The organism is Flexivirga endophytica (assembly GCF_014640635.1).
GTDB classification, from domain to species: domain Bacteria; phylum Actinomycetota; class Actinomycetes; order Actinomycetales; family Dermatophilaceae; genus Flexivirga; species Flexivirga endophytica.
Map to the genome: position 1 here is coordinate 152,004 of NZ_BMHI01000005.1, position 16,115 is coordinate 168,118.

A 16,115-nucleotide genomic window follows, 5' to 3' on the forward strand; every position below is an offset into this window, starting at 1 on the left:
CAGCACGATGAACGGGTGACCTGCTCCGACCCGACTCGCACCGTTCCTGTCGCCGACACCGTCGTGCCCGATGGTCGGCCCGGCGCCATACCGACCGCCCTCGCACTGGCCACCGGCACCGCCGTCCTGGTCAGCGCCGAGTTCGTCCCGGCCGGAGTGCTGCCCCTGCTCGCCGACGACCTGCACGTCACCGAGGGGCGCGCCGGTCTCGCCGTCGCCGCGACGGCCCTGGCCGGTGCGATCACCGCACCGACCATCGCCTCCGTCCTGCCACGGGCCGATCGACGGCGCGTGCTGCTGGGGCTGTTGATGCTGGCGCTCGTGTCGAACCTGGTGGTGGCGTTGGCGCCTTCACTACCGGTGCTGTTGGCCGGGCGGGTGCTCCTCGGCGTCGCGATCGCCGGGTTCTGGTCGTTCACCTTCGGCGTCGGCGTGGCGGTCACCGAACGTCCGGCATTGGTGTCGACGGCGATGTCCCTGGGCACGAGCGTCGCGACCATCATCGGCGTGCCTCTGGCGTCGGTGCTGGGCGATGTCATCGGCTGGCGGGCGGTGTTCGCCTTACTCATCGCGGCGACGGCCGCCTCCGGACTGGTGCTGGCCCGGCTGTTGCCACCGGTGCCCGCGCACCCGGGTGCCGGTGCGGCGATGATGCGCCAGGCATTGGGCAACCGCCGACTGATAGCGGGAGTGGCGATGATCGCGCTGGCAGCCTTCGCCAACTTCGCCGCGTACCCCTACATCCGGGTCGCGCTGCAGGCGGTCACGCCCTCGCTCGTCACGGTGCTGCTGCTCGCGTGGGGCATCGGTGGACTCGTCGGCAACCTCGTGGGCGGCTGGCTGTCCACCCGGCTGCGGATCGGCGTGGTGGCGGCGCCCGCAGTGCTGTTCGTCGGCCTGGTCCTGATGGCCGCCCATCCGTCGACCGTCGTCGTCGCGCTGGCCGTGCTGGCCTGGGGCACGGGGTTCAACATGGTGCCGGTGACCACCCAGTTGTGGGTCTCCCGAGCGGAGCCGAACCGAGTGGAGGCGGCGGTCTCACTGCAGGTGACGGCGTTCCAGGCCGCGATCACGCTCGGCGCGGTCCTGGGCGGCCTGATCGTGGATCACCGCGATGTCTGGGCCGCCATGGCCGTTGGGGCGGGGCTCGCGGGGCTGGCCGCAGTCGGGTTCGCAGCGGTGCGGCTGGTGCCGCGCGAGGACTGACGCCACCGACCGGGAGTCAGCCCGGTCTCGGCGCGGAACGCGCGGACGAATGCCTCCGCCGAACCGTAACCCGCGAGCCGCGCGACCGTGGTGATCGCGGCGTCCGACCTGGACAGCTCATCCATGGCACGGCGCATCCGCAGCCTGCGTAGCAACTGCATGGGGGCCAGATCGGTGGCCTCGCGGAAGCGAGCGACCAGTGTCGTGGTGCCGACGTGCGACAACGCGGCGAGCTCGGTGAGCGTCCAGTCCCGGGTCGGATCGGCCGCCATCGCCACGGCTGCGGCACGGACCACCGGATCGGCGGACGACCTGGGCAGGTGCTCGTCGACGGCACGCTCGTGCTCGGAGAGCATCGCCGAACCCAGCAGCTCGCCATACGCAGCAGTGACGCCGGGACGTTCGATCCTCATCTCGCCACGCACCGGGCACGCGGCCAGGAGAGCGACGATGCCGCTCTGGGTGTCGGCGAAACCCCGAGCGATCATCGGTCCGCGGAACTCGCCGCGGGTGGCGTGCAGGTCGGCGACCAGCAACCGGCTGTCGGCGATGGCACGCACTGGATGCAACAGGGCGTGGTGCACGTATGCCGCATCGCCCGCCTCGAGAGTGGTCGCACCGGTGCCGCCGACGGAGATCGACCCCGAGCACACCAGGACCCAGAGGGACGACCGGGTCGGTTCCAGAGCGCCGTCCTCGAGCAGCTCGCACTTCCAGGAGCTGTCGATGCGCCACTCCGGCCGGGAGAAGTCCATGCTCGGTGCAAGCGCGCTCGCGCACGGGGCATTCCCGACGATGCCGCAGCTGTCAGCGGTGCCTTCGCGCTCGAGCGGCCTCCACGATGCGTGAGACGGGGGCCGTCATCACGAAGAGCGTCCGCCGGGCGAGCGGCCCGTGCTCGGTCGCAATCGCGTGCTCGAGCGCGCGGACCCGGCGCAACTGCTGATCCAGCAACGTCCGCAGCCCGACCAACTCGGCGTCGCGCTTGCGGACCTGTTCGGTCAGCTGGGCGATGCGTTGCTCACTCCGACCCGGGCGGTGGAGGGGACGGTCTGCGGACCCCTCTGCAGGCAGCGTCCACACGGCATCCGCCGGGGGCGCTTGGTCGGCGTCGCCCAGCAACCATGCGTCCGCGACCTCGACCAACGGGTCGGCGGCGGGTGCGGCCGACGCGGCCACGTTCGGCACGCCACCGCTCGAGATCACGAAATGCGTTGGCTGGCGCGGGAGTTCGCGCAGAGTGGGAGGCCTTTCGTCATACCCCTCCGTGCCGACCCACCAGGCGTCGTCGGCGTCCGGCTCCGGGGCGTACGGCGAGTTGGCGCGATCCGGACCCAGCGGACCGGGTACCAACGCGACCAGCCGGCCGCCCGGTGCGACATGCTCGGCGGCCATCGCCACCACCTGCGCGTGGGAACAGCCGGGGGAGTCGGGGGTCAACACCCGCCCCGGCGGGTCCAGCTGTATGACGAGATCGGCGCGCTCCTCACGCGGCAACCTGTCGAGCCCACCGACCAGCACCCGCACACCACGGCTCGCGAGCTGCTCTGCGTCCGCGGTCCGGCGGACGAAGGCCGTTGCGGCCGGACAGATTTCGGCCAGTGCAGCGGCGGTGGCGCCGAGCAACAGCACGGAGGACGCCCCCCGGAGTGGTTCGCGCAGCAGGTCGAGCAGGACTCCGAGCGGCGCCGGCGCATCGGATCCGTATGCCATCTCGCCACCGACGGGCACCGGTGCTGCCCCGGGGTTGTCGTGATGTTCAGACACGCTCCGCACTCCGTTCAATCGCGGCTCGTAACTTGCGAAACACAGTCGTCCTCACGAGGGAGATATTGGGTGGAAGGCACTCTCAGCACGCCGGATTCGCGTCCGGTGTTGTCGTCGTCCGCCCAGTCACGGCCGGTGCGCCGTCCCACAGTAGGTGTCGCGATGCTGCACATGGGGGACCGCCCCGTCGAGTTGCGACGCGCGCTGGCGACGCTGCGCGCGCAGCAGGGTGTCGAACTCGACGTGGTGCTGGTGGGCAACGGCTGGCAGCCGGAGGGTCTGCCGGACTGGGTGCGGACTGTTCACCTTCCCGAGAATGTCGGCATTCCCGAGGGACGGAACGTGGCCGCGCGCGAAGTTCGCGGAGAGTTCATCTACTTCTATGACGACGACGCGGCGCTGCCGGCGGTCGACGTCATCGCCCGACTGGCGCGGAGGCTGGACTCGGACGAGCGCATCGCGGTGGTCCAGCCGCGCGGCGTCGACCCCGACGGCCGGCCAACGCCGCGTCGGTGGGTCCCGCGCTTCGATGTGCGTGACGGTGGTCGCGCCGGGCCTGCCGCATGGTTCTGGGAGGCCGCAGTCCTGGTGCGCCGCAAGGCGTTCGAGCAGGCCGGCGGCTGGCCGGGGCACTTCTTCTTCGGCCACGAGGGGGTCGATCTTGCCTGGCGGCTGGTGGATCTCGGCTGGCGCATCGAATATCTGCCGTCGGTCGTCATACATCACCCGGCGACCGCCGCGACCCGGCACCGGATCTACTTCCACACCAACGCGCGCAACCGGGTCTGGGTCGCCAAGCGGAACCTGCCGGCGCCGCTGGTGCCGGTCTACCTGTCGTTCTGGACCGGCCTCACCATCGTCCGGGTCCACGACCAGCGTGCGTTGCGCACGTGGGCCGGCGGCTTCCTGGAGGGCGTCCGCACCAGCGCGGGCGACCGACGCCCGATGAGTTGGCGGACCGTCGGCCGGTTGGCCCGTGCCGGCCGGCCACCGGTGGTGTGAGCCGGATGCGACAGATCGTCATCACCGGGGTGCGCAGCCGCACCCACCTGGTGCACCTCGCGGCATACCTGCGCGGACTCACCGAGCAGTTCCACGTCACCTACCTCGCGGGCGGGACCTTCCTGGGCAAGGCACGCGTCACCACCGGTGACATCCGCCGGTTGCTGCCGCTCGGGCCGGACACCCACCTGCAGATCATCCAGTCGGTCGGGGCGCTCGCGGGTGTTCCGGACGGGCCACTCACCTACCTGTCCGTCGGGGCGCCGGGCATCAAGCCGTGGGTGACCATGCGCCGAGCCGCCCCGCGCCGGCCCCTGCGCACCGTCGTCACGGACGAGGGACTGGGAACGTATGGCGACTGGCGCACCCGCCGTGCGGCCTGGCGCCGGCAGGGCGGCGGCGAGCCGTGGACGACGGCGCGCGCGCTGGCGGTCGAGGGCGCCGTCCGCGGGCTGACCAGCACCCGCTTCGCGATGTATGACGTCGGGCGCGGCTTCGCCCTGCAGTCGCGGATCCGGGACGAGTTCTTGGCACACGCCGGAGATCGCAGGCCCGACCGAGAGGACGGACGGGTGGTCTTCCTCAGCTCGCCGTGGGTCGAGATCGGTGCACTTGCGGAGAAGGACTACCTGCTCCACATCGATGCGGTCGCACGGGACACCGCGGCTCGCGGCAAGCGCCTCGTGGTGCGTCCGCACCCGGCCGAGGACCCAGCCAGATACCGCGACTTCGAGACGATCGAGGGAGATCTGCCGGCGGAGTTGGACCCGGCCGTCATCGGCGCCTCGGGAGCGGTCGGGGGCACCAGCACCGCGCTGCTGAATCTCGCAGCGCTGCACGACATGCCCACGACCCGCGTCGTCACCCCGGGGCTGGAACACCTCGAGACGGGCCTCGGCCGCGAGCAACGTGAGCTGTTGAGCCGCTATCTGCCGGCCGCTGTCACCGTCTCCGGTTAGAGTCGAAGGGTGAAGGTCCACTCGACAGCAGCGGCTCGCCTCTCAGGTTCACCGGCAGTGCAACGTGTGGTCGGCCGTGCCCGGCAGGCGGCCAAGGACACCGCCTCCAAGCTTCCGCGCCCGGTCGAGCAGAAGGTCTCGCTGCGCGCGGCCGATTTCAGCGGCGTGCGCACGACCGGTCTCCTGCTGGACGGTGACGAGGCACGACTCGCGCGCAAGGCGGCCCGCAGGCTCGGTCTGGCACGCACCCTCGACGACACCAGCGCGTGGGCGGCCTTCGGCGCCCTCGCGGCGTTGTTGCGGATCGTCGACGACGGTCGTCGGCACGCGGTGGTCGTCGACACGGCCGGCGCTCGGTCGGTGTTCTCCCGCTGGGCGACCAAGATCGGCTTCGCCCCGCTCGCCGTGGACGTCATTCGCCCCGACGTGGTCGGCAACGACATCGACGCCGGCTCCGTCGACCTCGTCGTCCGCCTGCACCCGCACTCCAGCGACCCCGCGACCGTCGACGAGGACCTGGCCCGTGGCACCGCGGCGCTGCGTCGTGGCGGGCTGATCATGGTCTCGCTGCGGCTCGGCCCGCGCGACGCGGGCGGTGTCGCCGTGGCCGACGTGCGCTCGCTGATAGCCCGCGCCGACGAGCAGGGGCTGTCCCTGGTGGGCGATCTCGCGCTGGAAGAGGGCCGGCAGGCCAACACCGTCGCGGCCGGTGAGACCGGCAACTTCGGGCTGGCGCTGCTGACCTTCCGGCGGCGGTGACGGCACCGGCGGCCACCGCCGACTTCGCGCCCGGCCGGCCGGTGCCGCTCGGCGCGATCCTCGGCACCTACCGGCACGGCGCCGGCGACCCGACCTTCCACACCACCGCGGATGTCGTATGGCGTGCCACCCGCACTCCGGAGGGCCCGGCGACCGTGCGGTTGCACCGGGAGCCGGCGCCGACCGGTGACCGGGTCGTCGCACAGGCATGGGGCGCTGGTGCCACCTGGATCCTGGAGGGCCTGCCCGAATTGCTCGGAGCGGCCGACGACCCGCGGACCTTCGAGATCCAGCACGACAGCCTCCGGCACATCGCCAAGGAGCAGCGACACTGGCGCATCGCCCGATCCCGGTTGGTGCTCGACAGTCTGATCCCCGCGATCATCGAGCAGCGCGTCACCGGCAAGCAGGCGTTCGGTGCCTACCGGCAGCTGGTGCGTCGCCACGGCGCACCGGCGCCCGGTCCGACCGACGCCATCGCGGCCATCCGGCTGATGCTGCCACCGGACGTCGCGGGCTGGCGACGCATCCCGTCCTGGGAGTGGTTGCGCGCCGGTGTCGACGGTCGACGGGCCGACACGGTGCAGCGGGTGTTGCAGGTCGCGCCGCGGCTCGAGGAGTGCGCGTCACTGCCTCGCGAAAATGCCTGGCAGCGCTTGCGATCCGTGCCCGGTGTCGGCGTCTGGACTGCAGCCGAGACGATGCAACGCGCTGCCGGCGACGCCGATGCCGTCAGCTTCGGTGACTACCACATCGCCAAGGACATCGGCCACGCCTTGACCGGTGCACCCGTGAACGACGAGGAGCTGGAGCGGTTGCTGCGGCCCTATGCCGGGCATCGCTATCGCGTCCAATTCCTCGTGATGTCAGGTCGGCTCGGCGCACCCCGGCATGGGCCGCGCCTCGCCATACCCACGCATCTGCCGGGCTGAGACGTCACGCGAACGTCCGTCGGCTGCGCCAGAGAACGACTGCTGCCGTGACGAGCAGCGCCATACCGGTGAGGACCGCGAGGTGCACACCGTGGACGTATGACGCACGAGCGGCTGACAACACTTGGTGCGCCAGGGGATTCGGCAGACCGGCGGCGAAGCCGGCCGCTTGGGCGAGCGATTCGCCCGCGGGCCCGTGCACCGCGGATGCGGGTAGGGTCTCGTGTGCCCGAGCGCGGTATCCCGCGGCGGCGACGCTGCCCAGCAGTGCGATGCCGAGCGCCCCACCGAGTTCGCTCGCGGCCTCGGAGACCGACGCTCCGCTGCCCGCCTGGCCCTCGTCGACGCTGGAGAGGACGAGCTCACTGGCCAGCGTCATGGTGACGACCAGTCCGGCGGCAAGCACGCCGGCACCGATCAGTGCCATCATCAGCGACGAGGTGCCGACCGTCGCAAGCATGCCGAACCCGCACGCGCCCACCGTCAGGCCCAGCGCCGCGGCGACCGGCTTGCCCAGGTGCACACCCAGCGTCGCCGCGAAAGGTGCGACGGCGCCCACGCACACCGTCGGCGCGATGCTCCACAACGCGGCGGTGAGCGGGTCGTAGCCGAGCACGAGCTGCAGGTATGCCGTGAAGAGCACCGCGTTACCGACCAGCGCGAACGAGCAGATGGTGTTGCCCAGCAACGCCGTGCAGTAGCCCCTGTTGCGCAGCAGGGCGGGCGGCACCATCGGGTGGGCGTGATGGAACTGCCGGTGAGCGAACGCCACGAGGAGGGCGCCGCCGAGCGCGATGGAGACGGTCCAGCGCAGGTCGAAGCCGTCGGTCGCCCACTGTTTGATCCCGAAGATCGTGCACAGCACGCCGATCAGGGACAGCACCGAGCTCGGCAGGTCGACCCGGTGTGCGCGGCGCTCACCACGCGGCAGCAGCATCGGGCCGAGCACGAGCAGCATGGCCATGGCCGGCAGATTGATCAAGAACACCGAGCCCCACCAGAAGTGTTGCAGCAGAACGCCGCTCAGCACCGGGCCGAGCGCGATGCCACCGGTCATGATGCCGGTCCAGGCGCCGATCGCCTGGCCGCGCTGGCGTTCGTCGGGGAAGAGCGACCGCAGCATCGACAGCGTCGATGGCATCAGGGTGGCACCCGCGACGCCGAGGATGCCCCGCGCCACGATGAGTTGCGTCGTGCTCGCGGAGTATGCCGCGAGCAGGGACGTGGCCGAGAAGCACGCCGCGCCGATGAGCAGTAGCCGTCGGGGGCCGATCCGGTCGGCGAGGCCACCCATCGTGATCAGCATGCCGGCCAGCACGAAACCGTAGATGTCGAAGATCCACAGCTGTTGGGTCTGGGAGGCGTGCAGGTCGCGGCTGATCTCCGGTGCCGCGAAGTAGAGCACCGACACGTCCATCGAGACCAGCAGCAGGGGCAGCGCCAGCACCGCGAACGCCAGCCACTCCTTGCGCCCGGCCCGAGGTGGTGTGAGTCCGGTCGTGAGCATCACTTCTCCTGATTGCGTATGACAAAAACTGTTTATGACAGATACAGAGGGTAGAGCGCGACTGTGTACGATGTAAAGAGTTAATTCCGCAGCGCAGAGGAGACGACGTGGAGCAGTCCGGCCTGAGTCGCGGCATACGTGCCCTGTGGGGTGTCGAGGAAAGGCCTCGTCGTGGCCCCAAGCCGACGGTTACGGTTCACGAAATCGCCTCTGTCGCAATGGAGATCGCTGATGGCGACGGGATCCAAGCGATCACGATGGCGGCAGTCGCGGGCCGCCTCGGACTCACCACGATGGCGCTCTACCGGCATGTCGATTCGCGGAGCGACCTCGTGGCGGTGGCGGCTGACGCCGCATTGGGTCGGCCGCCGGCGACGTCCCGTCGGGCCGGCTGGCGGCGCCAGGTGGGGGAGTGGGCACGTGCGGAGCTGGCCCAGCTGCAGGCGCACGCGTGGGTGCTGGACGTCATCCTGGAGGGTCCGCCCGCGGGGCCGAACAACGTGGCCTGGATGGACAGCGGCATGCAGGCCATCGGGCGCACCGGACTCGACCCGCAGTCAGCGGCGTCCGCGCTGCTCGTCGTCGACGGGTTCGTGCGCAGCATGGTCGGCCAGGCGCGGCAGTACGGACCCGGCACCGGGTGGGCCCGGGCGCTGGCGTCGGTCGTGGATCCGGACGAGTTCCCGGCGGTCTCGACCGCTCTCGAGGCGGGCACGTTCGACGATGACGAGGCCTTCCCGAGCGATCAGGACGTCGAGTTCGGGCTGTCCGTCGTCCTCGACGGCATCGAGCAACTCATCGCTGCGGGAAGCCGCCGATGACGGTCGGTCGCTGAGTCAGTCGCGGACGGTCAGGCACACGCCGTTTGCGTCGCGCGCGGCGACCCCGGTCAGGCGCTCGCCGGCGAGGGCCACCTCCAGGCGTGCCCAAACCCGGCCCAGTGCAACGGGATCCGAGCCTTCGAGTCGTATGACGACACCGTCGTCCGAAGGCGCCGACTGATCGACGTCGACCCGGTCGGCCGCGGTGAGTGCCACCCGGACGGCGCGGGCCACCCGATCCGGCAGTGGCTCCGGAGCGACCGACTCGATGCCGACCTCGGCCGAGAGAGGAGTGCCCGGCGCGACACCGAGCGCGGCACGGACGGCCTCGGCCCGACCGAGCGCGAACCAGTCGGACGGACCGGTGCGGACGAGCCCGGCGGCACCCGGTCCGTCGTCGACGGTGACGAAGGATTCGAGCCCGGACAGCAGCGCCACGGGCACGCGGTCGATCTTGCCCTTGACCAGGTCGGCGGCCGAGGCGACCTCGTCGGCGATGTTGCGAACGGTGACCGCCAGGTCACGACCGGCCGTGTCGGGCAGTCCGCGCAGATCGTCGACCGGTCGCAGTCCCGCGGCACCCAGCGCGAAGTCGGTCAGACCGCCACGCCATGCGCGCCCGGAGGTGTCCGACAGTACGACCGCGAAATCTGTTGGCCGCTGGAGGATTTCGGCGATCTCGTGACGCACGCGGCGGGCGACGTCGTCCGGGTCACGGGGCAGGAGCAGGAGGCGGTCGTCGCCGGAGTTGGAGGCGTCGATGCCGGCCCCCGCCATCACCGGCCCGGCGACCGCCTGCACGACACGAGTGGTGCCCGAGTCGTTCGCGCGCTCGGCAACGACCGAATCGGATTGCTGGAGCACGAGATCGGGCCGCTCGACGCCGACCGGCGCGAAGAGTCCCAGCCACTTGGAGACGATCTTGCTGGTCACCACGACGACGTCGCCGGGGGAGAGGGCCGGACGCAGGAGATCCCCGAGCACTGCCGGCAGATCCATCGCCGGTGTCACCTCGGCGTCGAAGCCGACGGGACGGATCGACACCGGCTGCGGGGGTGCGGTCATCGACGTAGCGACAGGCCGAGTTCGACTGCTTCCGAGGCCATTTCGGCGGTGGCCTCGATGTCGGTCATCAGGAGGGGGATGGCCCGGATCGCGGGCTCGGCGCCGGCCATCGACGCTTCGTCGGCCTTGTCGACCAGCCAGCCGTCGAGGAAGTCGGCATAGAGGCCGGCGACGCCGTCGGGAGTGACCGGCACGCCGATCGCGGAGAGGCAGGCATCCGCGTGACCGCGCACCGGAGCGCCGCCGACGAGCGGGCAGACGCCGACCACAGGGGCGTTCGTGCCACGCATCGCGTCACGGACTCCGGGCACGGACAGGATGATGCCGATCGACACGACGGGGTTGCTCGGTGGCAGCAGCACCAGGTCGGCGGTGCGGATAGCGTCGAGCACACCCGGGGCGGCGGCCGCCTGGTTGAGCCCGGCGACCACGAAGCGCTTCGCGGGTAGCGAGGCCTGGTGCTGCACCCACCACTGTTGGAAATGGATGGCGCGCTCGGAGCCGTCCTCGTCCTCGATGACGACGTGGGTCTCGACCGGAGTGTCGGTCATCGGCAGGAGCGTCACCCCTTGCTCAGGCAGTCCCCAGCGCTGCGCGAGCCGCTCGACGACGGCACTGAGCGTCATACCCTGCGCGAGCCATTGGCTCCTGGCGATGTGGGTGCCGAAGTCGCGGTCACCGAGGCCGAACCACTGCGGCTGTGCTCCGTATGCCGCCAGCTCGCCCTGCACGACGAACGACTCGTCGGCCCGGCCCCAGCCCTGGCCCTCGTGCACTCCGCCACCGAGGGTGTAGAGCAAGGTGTCCACATCGGGACACACCCGCAGTCCGAAGAGCGAGATGTCGTCGCCGGTGTTGCCGATCACTGTCAGCGAGTGCGGACCGTCGGTGCGATTGGACAGGTGGTGAAGCAGGCCGCGCAGGAATCGGGCTCCGCCGACACCTCCGGCGAGAGCGGTGATGCGCATTGGTCCATGATCGCACGTCGGGTCCGGCGGGAGACCTGGCCGTCCGGACGACGAAAAGCGTTGCCGCTGCGGAGGTCTGCGAACCGTAGTTAGCACCTCGTGGGCTTGACGGATCGGAATGACACGCGTGTAATTAGCCCCGTCAGGTCATTACCGACAATGAGGAGGAGCCGTGCAGGAGTTCACGATTTTGACCCTCTTGCACGAGGGGCTCGAGCAGGAAGAAGAAGAGACAGCGCTTTCGTGGCAGGAGCGTGCGCTGTGCGCACAAACCGACCCGGAGGCGTTCTTCCCCGAAAAGGGCGGGTCCACCCGTGAGGCCAAGAAGGTCTGCATCGGGTGCGACGTCAAGGCCGAGTGTCTCGAATACGCCCTCGCACACGACGAACGCTTCGGTATCTGGGGTGGTTTGTCCGAGCGTGAGCGTCGCAAGCTCAAGAAGCGGGCAGTCTGACCACGACGCAAGCCCCGCCTTCCCGGCACGCAGCCGAGCTGGTCAGTGCCGGGTTCTTGGCGACCGATGACGACGCCGTAGAGCTCGCCGTCACCGCGCTGCTGGTGGTGCAGCACAGTGATCACCCGCGACTCCTCGAGACCCTGGACGCGCTCGTCGCTTCCGATCACAGGCCGGATCGGCTGATCGTCATCGACGCGACACCGGGCCGCGATCTGCCGGGCCTGCTCGCGGAGCACCCTGCCGTCGGCGACGCCGACTGGTCGCTCTCGGTCGTCACCGTGCCCGCGGGCACACCGTTCGCCGAGATCGTCGACACCGCGGTCACCGCGCTGCCCGATCCCGGCGAGGACGCCGTGGTGGCGCTGCGCCCGCGCCGCCGCGCGCGCAAGAGACCGGTCCGCCCGCGTGACCGCGACGTGTGGCTGTGGCTGCTGCACGAGGACAGCGCCCCCGACTCCGACGCCCTCTCCCAACTGGTTTCCGTCGTCTCCGGCAGCGATCGCATCGGCATCGCCGGCTGCAAGGTGCTCGACAGCGACAACCCGACGCGACTGGTCAACGTCGGCATCGACCTGACCCGCACCGGTCGGCACGTCGGCTCCCGCATGCAGGGCGAGCCCGACCAGGGCCAGCACGACGACCGGCGCGACGTGCTCGGCGTCAGCAGCGCAGGCATGCTCATCCGCCGCGACGTCTACCTCGGCCTGGGTGGCTTCGACCCGGCCTTCGACGGAGACGGCGACGGTCTGGACGTCTCCTGGCGCGCCCACCTGATCGGGCGACAGGTCATCGTCGTACCTGCCGCCCGCGCGCACCAGGACCTCGTCGGCAAGGACAGCGACGTCGACCGGCCGGCTCCGCGCAGCCCCCGGACATTGCGACGGCACCGCCAGGTCGCACTCGCGCGTTGTTCGCTGCTCGGCCTGCCGTTCATGGCGTTGTGGATCCTGCTCAGCTGCACCGTGCTCGGCCTGCTGATGCTGCTGTTGAAGCGCCCTCGCCGCTCGCTGGCGGAGTTCGCGCAGGCGAGCGCTCCGCTCGGTGTGGTCCGCATCATCGGCGCCCGGTGGCGGTTCATCGGGCGGGCGAGCACCCGGCGGCGCAACCTGCGCAACATCTTCGTGCCCTGGCGGGGCGCGATCGATCACGCGACCGCCACGATCGGCGACGCGATCACCCCGGAGCCGACCCGCCGCGACATACCCGCCACCGCGCCGGTCGAGACCGGACCGGTGGCCGATGACGCCGAGTCGATGCCGACGCCGGTCGCCGGGCGCACCGGCGTGCTGCGCAACCCGGGCCTGTGGGTGGTGCTCGGTCTGCTCGCGACCGCGGCGGTGTGCTGGCGCGACCTGATCACCGGCGGCGCACTGCGCGGCACCGGCAACGGCCTCACCGGGGGAGCGCTGCAGCCCTTCACCACCGATGCCTCGGGCGTATGGCGGATGTGGCGCGATGCCTGGACCGGTCCGGGCCTCGGCCAGGCGGGCTCCGCCACGCCATACCTCGTCGTGCTCGCGCCGCTGGCGTGGATCGCGCAGCAGCTCCCCGGCGTCCATGGGGCGGCTTCCGCGTCAGCCGTCGTCACCTGGCTGCTGGTCCTCGCGATGCCACTTTCCGGCCTGGTCGCCTACCGCGCCGGACGCATCGCCACCCATGCACGGTGGCCGCGCGTCGCCGCCGCGCTCGCCTGGGCAACACTGCCCACCCTGACGACCGCCGTCGCCGGCGGCCGGCTGGGCCCGGTGGTGGCGCACATCGTCTTCCCGTTCGCCTTCGCCGGGGTGTTCGAGATCGGCCGGCGCCGGGCCAGCACTCCGGTCACGTTCGGCACCGTGCTGGCCGCAGCCGTGGTCGGCGCCTTCGCGCCCGCACTGCTGATCGTCATCTCCCTCGTCGCACTCGGCGTCGTCGTGCTCGGCCCGGGCTGGGCGCGACTGCGCGGCCTGACCGTCGCAGTGCTGCCGTGGTTGGTGCTCGGCTGGTGGACCCGCAACCTGCTCAGCGACTGGCGCGCGCTGTTCGCCGGCCCTGGCGGACTGGACACGCTGCACGACCACCCGGCATGGCAGTTGTTGCTGCTGCATCCCGGTGGCCCGGGCTCCTACGCCGTGCTGGCGAGCGCCCCCGTGCTGGTGTTCGGGATCGCCGGTCTCGTCCGGTCCGGCTTCGGCAAGGCATCCACCGGGCTCGCCCTTGTCGGGCTGCTTGGGTTGGCCACCGGGCTCGCCGCGGGCCATCTGCACCTGGTCCAGTGGTCCGACGGAACGCGCACACCCTGGGCCGGACTCGGCCTCGACGTCTTCGCCGCAGCGCTCATCGCCGCCGGCCTCGTCGGGCTGCGCGGCCTGCTGGCCGAGCGCTCGGCGCGAGCGCCGCGGTTCGTGCATCGCTTCGCGGTCGGTGTCACGGCGACGGCGTGCGTGCTCTTCGCCGGCATCGCGGGGCTGGTCGCCTGGCAGGCACAACCGACGACCGCGTTGCGGCCGGCCCCGGCCGGCCCGCCGAGCGTCGTCGCCAGCCAATTGACCGGTCCCAACGCCGTGCGGCTGCTGCATCTGAGCATTTCCGACACCGGCGCGATCACCTATCGGCTCACCGGCCGCGAGACCGGGCTGCCGGCGACCGGGCTGCACCAGCCCGCCCCGAGCGGCGGTGGTCAGGCGGCCACTGCCGCCACCGCGCTGCTGGAGCCCGACCAGGCCGATGCCGTCGCGGCCGAGTTGCGTGCGCTGGCGGTCGGTTTCGTCATCGTCGACGGGCCCGGTGAGCGAGCCGCGGTCACCGACACACTGCACGGGGTGGCCGGGCTGACCCAGATCTCCCGCGCTGCGCGCGCCGCTGTATGGCGCGTCGACCCCGCGGTGACTTCCGGCGGCGGCACCGTCGTGGCGAGCAGCCGCGTATGGCTCGAGCGTGACGGCGTACCCGTCGACTCGCTGCCCTCCACCGTGGCTCACGCTCGATCACACACGCGACTCCCGGCAGGACCCGCCGGTCGCGACCTGGTGCTGGCCGAAGGCGCCGGCTGGCGCGACCACGGCACGGTCGCCGTTGACGGTCACCGGGTCCAGCCGGTTGTGTCCGATGGCCGACTGCGCTATCCCATGCCGGCCGGCGGCGGCCGGCTGGTGATCGACCCCGGCGTGCAGCACCGCAACATCGCGCTCGGCCAGGGTGCGCTGGCCGCACTGCTGCTCTTCCTGGCGATACCACTCGGCAACCGACGCTCCCGGAGGACGCTGTGAAGGTCTTCGGGGTCGTTCGGGCGACAGTGGCGGTGCTCGCCGGAGCCGGTCTGGTCTGGGGAGCCACCCAGACGACCGACACCGCGGACGCGACGCGGCCGGCCGACGTGCGTCAGCTCGACGTCGACACGACGTCCAGCGCGCTGCGGGACGTCTCACTTTCCTGCACCGGCGCCGCCGCGGCGGGCCGGGTGCGCGCGGCGTCCGCCCCGGCGGACTGGGTCCACGGCACCGCGTCGGGCGGATCAGTCTCCGTCACGACCGACGGCAGGAGCAAGCCGCTGTCGCTGCGGCGTGGTGGTGCTGTCAGCACGGATCTGCCCGCGACGACCGCCGCGTCCGTGGTCGGCAAGGGTGGCCTGGCGACCGGACTGGTGGCCACGCAGACACAACTCGACGAGCGCACCACGGCCCGTGGGCTCAACGTCAGCGGCTGCGGCGGGCCCGTGCAGGACGGCTGGTTCTTCGGCGGCGGACACGACGACGGCCGTGTCGCCCGACTCGCCCTCGTCAACACCGGCGCCACGCCGACGACGGTCGATGTCACGGTCCTGGGAGCCGACGGTGCCGACGCGGCTGCGTCGGTCAAGGGCACTGTGCTCGCACCGGGTGAACGAAAAGTGCTGGTGCTCGGTGACTTCGCCGCAGCCCTCGCCGCACCGGCGGTGCACGTCACCGCGACCGGCGCCGGCGTGTCCGCATCGCTCACCGACGCCTGGATGAACGGCGAGACACCGGTCGGTGAGGACACCACGAGCGCACCGGTGACGCCTGCCGAGAAGCTCACCGTTCCAGGGGTGTCCGCGACCAGCGCCGCCCCCCAGGTCCGTGTCGCGGTCCCGGGCAAGGACGAGGCGATCGTGCGGGTGCGCGTCGTCAACACCGCCGGCGCGGTGGTCGTCGACAAGGTGCAGACGGTCGCGCCGGGCACGAGCACAGGGGTCACGCTCACCGGTCTCACAACCGGCAACTACGACGTGCAGATCACCGGCGACGTCCCGGTCGCCGCATCGGTGATGAGCCGCACCGCCGGCTCCGGCACCACCGACCTGACCTGGGCACCAGCGCTGCCGGCGATCGACGGCCCGGCCGGCATCGCGATCCCGGACGGCATACCGCAGGCCAAGGCCTCGCTGATGCTCAGCGCTCCGACCGCGACGAGCGCCGACGTCATCACGATGACCTCGGCGGGACCGAAGGCCAGAACCGTTGCGATCCCTGCGGATCGTCCGGTGGTCACCGACATCGGCGCGGGTGCCACGGCGGTCTGGGTCAGGCCGGGCAAGGGCCACCCGGTGCACGCTGCGGTCACGCTGCGTGGCCGACACGACAACGCGGACCTGCTGGCGACCATGCCGTTGGACCAGACTCCGCTCAGCCAGTCCACCAAGCGACTGGTGCCGGCCCGCGGTTGAGGCCGGCTG

Annotated in this window: 14 protein-coding genes; 9 read left to right on the forward strand and 5 right to left on the reverse strand. The window is 71.3% G+C overall.

Features of this window, described 5'->3' with window-relative positions:
• The first annotated feature begins 15 nt into the window (after positions 1-15).
• Entirely contained in the window at positions 16-1,206 is a 1,191-nt protein-coding gene (locus IEX71_RS16000; RefSeq protein WP_229749797.1) for an MFS transporter, read from the forward strand.
• Here the strand turns inward: IEX71_RS16000 and IEX71_RS16005 are convergent.
• Entirely contained in the window at positions 1,107-1,961 is an 855-nt protein-coding gene (locus tag IEX71_RS16005; RefSeq protein ID WP_188838055.1) for a helix-turn-helix transcriptional regulator, read from the reverse strand. The genes IEX71_RS16000 and IEX71_RS16005 overlap by 100 nt on opposite strands.
• A 52-nt stretch (positions 1,962-2,013) precedes the next feature.
• Positions 2,014-2,973 (reverse strand): hypothetical protein, encoded by a 960-nt coding sequence (locus tag IEX71_RS16010; protein ID WP_188838056.1) that lies wholly within the window; start codon positions 2,971-2,973, stop codon positions 2,014-2,016.
• A gap of 69 nt (positions 2,974-3,042) precedes the next feature.
• Between IEX71_RS16010 and IEX71_RS16015 the strand changes: the two genes are divergently transcribed.
• From IEX71_RS16015 to IEX71_RS16030, 4 genes are read left to right on the forward strand one after another with little or no spacing between them, the layout of a single operon-like run.
• Entirely contained in the window at positions 3,043-3,975 is a 933-nt protein-coding gene (locus IEX71_RS16015) for a glycosyltransferase family 2 protein (protein WP_229749798.1), read from the forward strand.
• A gap of 5 nt (positions 3,976-3,980) precedes the next feature.
• Positions 3,981-4,934, forward strand: coding sequence for a hypothetical protein (locus tag IEX71_RS16020; RefSeq protein WP_188838057.1), 954 nt, complete (start codon positions 3,981-3,983; stop codon positions 4,932-4,934).
• A 57-nt stretch (positions 4,935-4,991) separates the two neighbouring features.
• On the forward strand, positions 4,992-5,693 hold the full coding sequence (locus IEX71_RS16025; RefSeq protein ID WP_188838058.1) for a hypothetical protein: 702 nt from the start codon (positions 4,992-4,994) through the stop codon (positions 5,691-5,693).
• Positions 5,690-6,625 (forward strand): DNA-3-methyladenine glycosylase family protein, encoded by a 936-nt coding sequence (locus IEX71_RS16030; RefSeq protein ID WP_229749799.1) that lies wholly within the window; start codon positions 5,690-5,692, stop codon positions 6,623-6,625. The genes IEX71_RS16025 and IEX71_RS16030 overlap by 4 nt, the downstream gene beginning before the upstream one ends.
• Positions 6,626-6,629: 4 nt before the next feature.
• On the opposite strand, the gene IEX71_RS16035 is transcribed toward IEX71_RS16030, so the two are convergent.
• The gene (locus IEX71_RS16035; protein WP_188838059.1) at positions 6,630-8,132 is read right to left on the reverse strand and encodes an MFS transporter; all 1,503 of its coding nucleotides are present in this window, start codon (positions 8,130-8,132) and stop codon (positions 6,630-6,632) included.
• 107 nt (positions 8,133-8,239) lie between these two features.
• On the opposite strand from IEX71_RS16035, the gene IEX71_RS16040 reads away from it, so the two are divergent.
• Complete coding sequence (locus IEX71_RS16040; protein WP_188838060.1) at positions 8,240-8,953, forward strand: TetR/AcrR family transcriptional regulator; 714 nt, start codon at positions 8,240-8,242, stop codon at positions 8,951-8,953.
• Between the two features lie 15 nt (positions 8,954-8,968).
• On the opposite strand, the gene IEX71_RS16045 is transcribed toward IEX71_RS16040, so the two are convergent.
• Together IEX71_RS16045 and cofD are read right to left on the reverse strand one after the other, a co-directional pair.
• The gene (locus IEX71_RS16045) at positions 8,969-10,018 is read right to left on the reverse strand and encodes a coenzyme F420-0:L-glutamate ligase (protein WP_188838061.1); all 1,050 of its coding nucleotides are present in this window, start codon (positions 10,016-10,018) and stop codon (positions 8,969-8,971) included.
• On the reverse strand, positions 10,015-10,986 hold the full coding sequence (gene cofD / locus IEX71_RS16050) for a 2-phospho-L-lactate transferase (RefSeq protein ID WP_188838062.1): 972 nt from the start codon (positions 10,984-10,986) through the stop codon (positions 10,015-10,017). Before cofD ends, IEX71_RS16045 begins: the two co-directional genes overlap by 4 nt.
• 190 nt (positions 10,987-11,176) lie before the next feature.
• On the opposite strand from cofD, the gene IEX71_RS16055 reads away from it, so the two are divergent.
• Genes IEX71_RS16055 through IEX71_RS16065 form a run of 3 tightly spaced genes read left to right on the forward strand, consistent with a single transcriptional unit; the run spans position 11,177 to position 16,106 of the window.
• The gene (locus IEX71_RS16055) at positions 11,177-11,440 is read left to right on the forward strand and encodes a WhiB family transcriptional regulator (protein WP_308420990.1); all 264 of its coding nucleotides are present in this window, start codon (positions 11,177-11,179) and stop codon (positions 11,438-11,440) included.
• Between the two features lie 56 nt (positions 11,441-11,496).
• Complete coding sequence (locus IEX71_RS16060) at positions 11,497-14,691, forward strand: glycosyltransferase (RefSeq protein WP_188838063.1); 3,195 nt, start codon at positions 11,497-11,499, stop codon at positions 14,689-14,691.
• Positions 14,688-16,106, forward strand: a complete 1,419-nt coding sequence (locus IEX71_RS16065) for a DUF5719 family protein (RefSeq protein ID WP_188838064.1) — start codon at positions 14,688-14,690, stop codon at positions 16,104-16,106. The genes IEX71_RS16060 and IEX71_RS16065 overlap by 4 nt, the downstream gene beginning before the upstream one ends.
• The last annotated feature ends 9 nt before the right edge of the window (positions 16,107-16,115 follow it).

Bases quoted from the DNA above. Each gene is read 5' to 3' on its own strand.
- IEX71_RS16045 (WP_188838061.1), bottom strand. From the start codon at position 10,018: ATGACCGCACCCCCGCAGCCGGTGTCGATCCGTCCCGTCGGCTTCGAC.
- IEX71_RS16005 (WP_188838055.1), bottom strand. From the start codon at position 1,961: ATGGACTTCTCCCGGCCGGAGTGGCGCATCGACAGCTCCTGGAAGTGC.
- IEX71_RS16035 (WP_188838059.1), bottom strand. From the start codon at position 8,132: ATGCTCACGACCGGACTCACACCACCTCGGGCCGGGCGCAAGGAGTGG.
- IEX71_RS16020 (WP_188838057.1), top strand. From the start codon at position 3,981: ATGCGACAGATCGTCATCACCGGGGTGCGCAGCCGCACCCACCTGGTG.
- cofD (WP_188838062.1), bottom strand. From the start codon at position 10,986: ATGCGCATCACCGCTCTCGCCGGAGGTGTCGGCGGAGCCCGATTCCTG.